General features: G+C 60.2%; 4 protein-coding genes and 1 pseudogene. All 5 read right to left on the minus strand.

Going from position 1 to position 4,010, the window contains the following annotated elements; genetic code table 11:
- A partial coding sequence (epsD, locus tag ACH2EH_RS15295; protein ID WP_395142905.1) for an exopolysaccharide biosynthesis glycosyltransferase EpsD occupies positions 1 to 986 on the minus strand: 986 nt, incomplete at its 3' end.
- 13 nt (positions 987 to 999) lie between these two features.
- Positions 1,000 to 2,232 carry a glycosyltransferase family 4 protein gene (locus tag ACH2EH_RS15300; RefSeq protein ID WP_395142906.1) on the minus strand — a complete coding sequence of 411 codons (1,233 nt, stop codon included), beginning with the start codon at positions 2,230 to 2,232 and terminating at the stop codon, positions 1,000 to 1,002.
- A 23-nt stretch (positions 2,233 to 2,255) separates the two neighbouring features.
- Positions 2,256 to 2,375, minus strand: a pseudogene (locus ACH2EH_RS15305) (antibiotic acetyltransferase); the annotation flags it as partial.
- 452 nt (positions 2,376 to 2,827) lie between these two features.
- A complete protein-coding gene (locus ACH2EH_RS15310) occupies positions 2,828 to 3,361 on the minus strand; it encodes an acyltransferase (protein ID WP_395142907.1) in 534 nt (177 codons plus the stop codon).
- Positions 3,358 to 3,882 (minus strand): serine O-acetyltransferase, encoded by a 525-nt coding sequence (locus ACH2EH_RS15315; protein ID WP_395142908.1) that lies wholly within the window; start codon positions 3,880 to 3,882, stop codon positions 3,358 to 3,360. Before ACH2EH_RS15315 ends, ACH2EH_RS15310 begins: the two co-directional genes overlap by 4 nt.
- Between the last annotated feature and the right edge of the window lie 128 nt (positions 3,883 to 4,010).

Raw genomic sequence — 4,010 nt, forward strand, 5'->3', positions numbered from 1 at the left:
CGGAGAGCATCCCACGACCCCAGCTCGTCTCGTGCTCCCTCTAAATAATGAATGTTATACAGGGCACTCAAGGCCCCCAAACCCACACGCTGCGCCGCCACCACGGGCACGGCATACGCCACTTGTGCCGCTAGTCGCAGCAGTCCCCGTAGAAAAGCACCAAACACTTTGTGGGGTAGTGCTAGCCCTGCCAGAAATTTTGTCGCACGCTGTCGCGAGACATAGCTCTGGCGAATGACCTCCCAGGAGGCATCTCCTCGCTGCGCCCGAATCACATCGAGCCTGCCATAGGCATGAGGCACTCGCAGCCACGACACAAATGTCCGCAGAGGCCGATGCAGCGCCGCGAGCGTGGGATCAAAGCGAAAGTGAACACCGCACTCCCGCTCTAGACGCGTCGCAAGCTCGACATCCTCCTGGCGGGTGAAGCCCTCATCAAAGCCCCCCACCGCCATCAAATACTCCCGCCGCACCGAAGCATTGCCCGTGTAGAAGTTATGGGGGCCACACTCGTGCTCCGCCCAGATCCCGTTTTTCCAGGAGTCGTACTGTTTCTGGAGCATGGCATGCTCCCAGGCGATCCAGACCGGCTCGGAGGAAGTGCGCTTCGGATCAGGCGACATCGGGCCGATCAGGACGAGCTTCTTATTTTCTTCATGGCGCAAGGCATGCGCCCTCAAGCACCCCGGCTGCGGCTCCACGTCATCGTCTAGGAAGACAACAATCTCGCCCTCCGCCTCGTGAATCCCCCGGTTTCGTGCCCGTGCGGGTCCCGCATTCTCCTGGCGAATCGGGCGCAGCGTAAACGGCAAGCTTGCCGCCATCCAGCCCGCGAGCAGTGCATCGGTTCCGTCCGTGGAACCATCGGAGACCACCACGACCTCGAAGCCACCCGGTACGGCCTCTTGAGCTTTCAAGGCATTCAGGGTCACCTTCAGGCTGACACACCGATTGTAGGTAGGAATCACGACACTCAGAAATGGCATTCTTTTTTCGTCCCTAGTTGATGGCGGGAATCGCCTCAGGTTCACGGCATCCCGTCAGAACAGCGCGGTAGACCCGTTCCATCTGGGCGCACATTTGCTTCGACGTGTTATCCTGAAGCACACGCTCCCGCGCCGCCGCCCCCATCGTCTGGCGCAGGCCAGAGTCAAGAGCAAGAGTACGCAACGAGCGTGCCAGAGCGTCAATATCGTAAGGTTTTGTCAAGAAGCCCGTGATGCCATCCGCGACGATCTCTGGGACACCGCCGTTGTTATAGGCCACCACGGGTTTACCCAGGGCCATTGCCTCCAGATAGACCATTCCCAGCGGCTCCTCAAAACTCGGCATGGCATAGAGATCGAAGGCGTTCATCAGGCGCGGGATGTCTTGCCGGAACCCTGTAAAAGTCACATTGTCGGTCATACCGTGCTGGGCGACGAGCTCCTCCAGCTCAGCCCGAAAGCTCCCCCCCCCCGGATTGGCACGGGAGTCGTCCTCGCCGACAATCATCAGGTGCAGGTTCGGTAGCTCTGGCAGAATCAGTGCGGTGGCCTTGATCAGCTCTCTCTGACCTTTCCAGCGAAAGAGGCGCGAGCACACGCCGATCAGCATGGCATCGGGTGCAATCCCAAACTCCTGACGCACCTGGGCAGCATCACCGCGCGGCTCCCAGGTACCATCGTGGGTATCCAGTGCATTGACCACGGTGTGAACACGCTCCGCAGGAACTCCGGCCTCAATCACCGTGCGGGAGACAAACTCGGAGACCCCTACCACTGCATCGGCGTTGCGTAGCGCCCAGCGCACGGTCGGCTGGAGCCAGTCGGCGTAGCGGACATGCATATGGATCACGCTCCGTGCCCCAGTCAGCTTCGCCAGCAGGACACCATAAAAAGCATCGCGTGGTTTCTCAGTGCCGTGGATAATCTTGATCTTCTCTCGCTTGATGTAGGCAGCGAGCGACAACAAATGCAGCGGAATCAGGGGGCCGTGTGTCACGGACTGCAAGAGCTTCTCCAGCAGAGGGCGTCCAAAGACGGTCGGGCCAAACTCCGTGGGGCGCACGGTGAGACTCGGGATCTTTTTTAAGCGATCCAGGACAGTCATCTCACGGTTGGCATCACAGCGATGGTTGCAGGCAACGGAGACCTCCACTTTATGACGATCCAGGTGCTCCATAAGCTGCGCATGGATCGCGGAGTCGGCACCGTAGAAAGTCTGGGACTGAATAAACAAAATACGTTTCATACCCGCACCTCCGTCTCTAGCGTGCGAATCACACGTGCCGGGTTTCCCCCCACCAGCGTGTGGGGCGGCACATCGCGGGTGACCACTGCTCGGGCGGCGACCACGGCTCCCTTGCCCACGGTCACTCCAGGAAGAATCGTCGCGCCCAGACACAGCCAAGCCCCGTCTTCAATTGTCACGGGCTTGGGCACCAGCGAGCCCGCCCGGTGGCAGGGATCGCTCAGCTCATGGGTTCCCGTGATAATCGTCACGCCCGGTCCAAAGGTCACATTGTTTCCCACCCGCACGGGGGCACAGCAGTCAATGGAGCTCGGAGGATAGATCAGACACTCGCGTCCTATCGTAAGATTGCGTACTGCTTGCCGCCCTCCGCGTAGCTGCAACACGCCACGCACCAGGGTCTTCGGGCCAATACTCACTCCCGCCCAGCAGTAGATAAGCCGCCGCCAGCGCCCGGACATGTCTTCGGGCAGGGGACGTAGCAGTGTATTGGCTAGCACCAGCCGCCACGGCACCCAGGCTAGTCCGAGCTCATCGCCCAGGGCATCGAGTACCCGATTTCTCCGGGGCTCTTGTTGTGAGATTATTTTTTCCATTACTTTTCGTTCTTCTCTAGAAACCGTATCAGCTTGGCAGGAACGCCTCCCACGAGCGCACAAGGCGGCACATCGCGGGTGACAACCGCTCCCGCAGCCACCACCGCGCCTCGTCCGATCCGAACTCCCTTAAGCACGGTCACTCGCGCGCCCAGCCAGACATTGTCCTCCAGCACCACCGGCGCAGCGATTCCTGGCTTGGTGTGGTCATCCAGGCTATGAAAGTCCGAGTCCATGATCAGCGAGTAGTTGCCAATCGCGCAGTTATTCCCGATAGTCACCCGCTCTTGCGCCCCGATAGAGACCCCGGAGTTGATGTAGCAGCGCTCCCCGATCTCAATCGTGGCCCCCGGCCCGGCGGCCAGCTCAACCGGCAGGTGGGTGGCGCGAATCCGCACCCGCTCCCCTAGGCGCACATCGCCAATCACTTGTAAAGATCCCCAGACCCGGATCAATTTCCCACGTCGCGTGCAGCGGCGAGTCTTGAACAAGCTGGTCAAGACCACCCAGACCGTCTGAAATTTTCCGATCATGCCGCTACCTTTTGCGCACTGTTGCCCAGAATGCGGGCGGGCACCCCGACAGCGGTCGCGCCCGCCGGCACATCCTTGAGCACCACGGCATTCGCCCCGATCTTAGCATCCGCCCCGACATGCACTTTCCCAAGAATACGGGCACCCGCTCCCACAAATACACCATCGTCAATCACGGGAAACTCCGCCTCGCCGCGCATTCCCACCGTGATACCGGAGATAAAAGTCACATTGGCCCCGATTCTCTCCGCCGAGAGCACCGTACCCACAGGATGCGGGATATAGAGCCCCGGCCCGATGGGCGTGCAGGGCGGCACATCCAGTCCATGCAGCGTGATATTGAGGCGAAAGAGCATGCCGGGCAGCAGCGGCACGCGGCTTTTCCAGAGGGCATGGCTGATCCGGTAGAGCAGTGTCGCGCGGAGCCCACAGTAGTAAAACACAAACGAGGCGCTTGGCTTGCTCTTCCAAACACGCGCCCACGCTTCGATATCGCTGTGAATCAGTTGCTTTAGGGTCATAATGAGAAAACCTTACAAGTTCCGTGCCAACATTAACCACTTAATGTAAAGGCTCTGTGTTTTTTATGCCGCGCGGCGCACGAGCATCCCACGCAGTGCCTTGAGCTCGGCGGGGCTCCAGCAGCGCA

Source organism: Armatimonas sp., assembly GCF_043760365.1.
Taxonomy (GTDB): domain Bacteria; phylum Armatimonadota; class Armatimonadia; order Armatimonadales; family Armatimonadaceae; genus Armatimonas.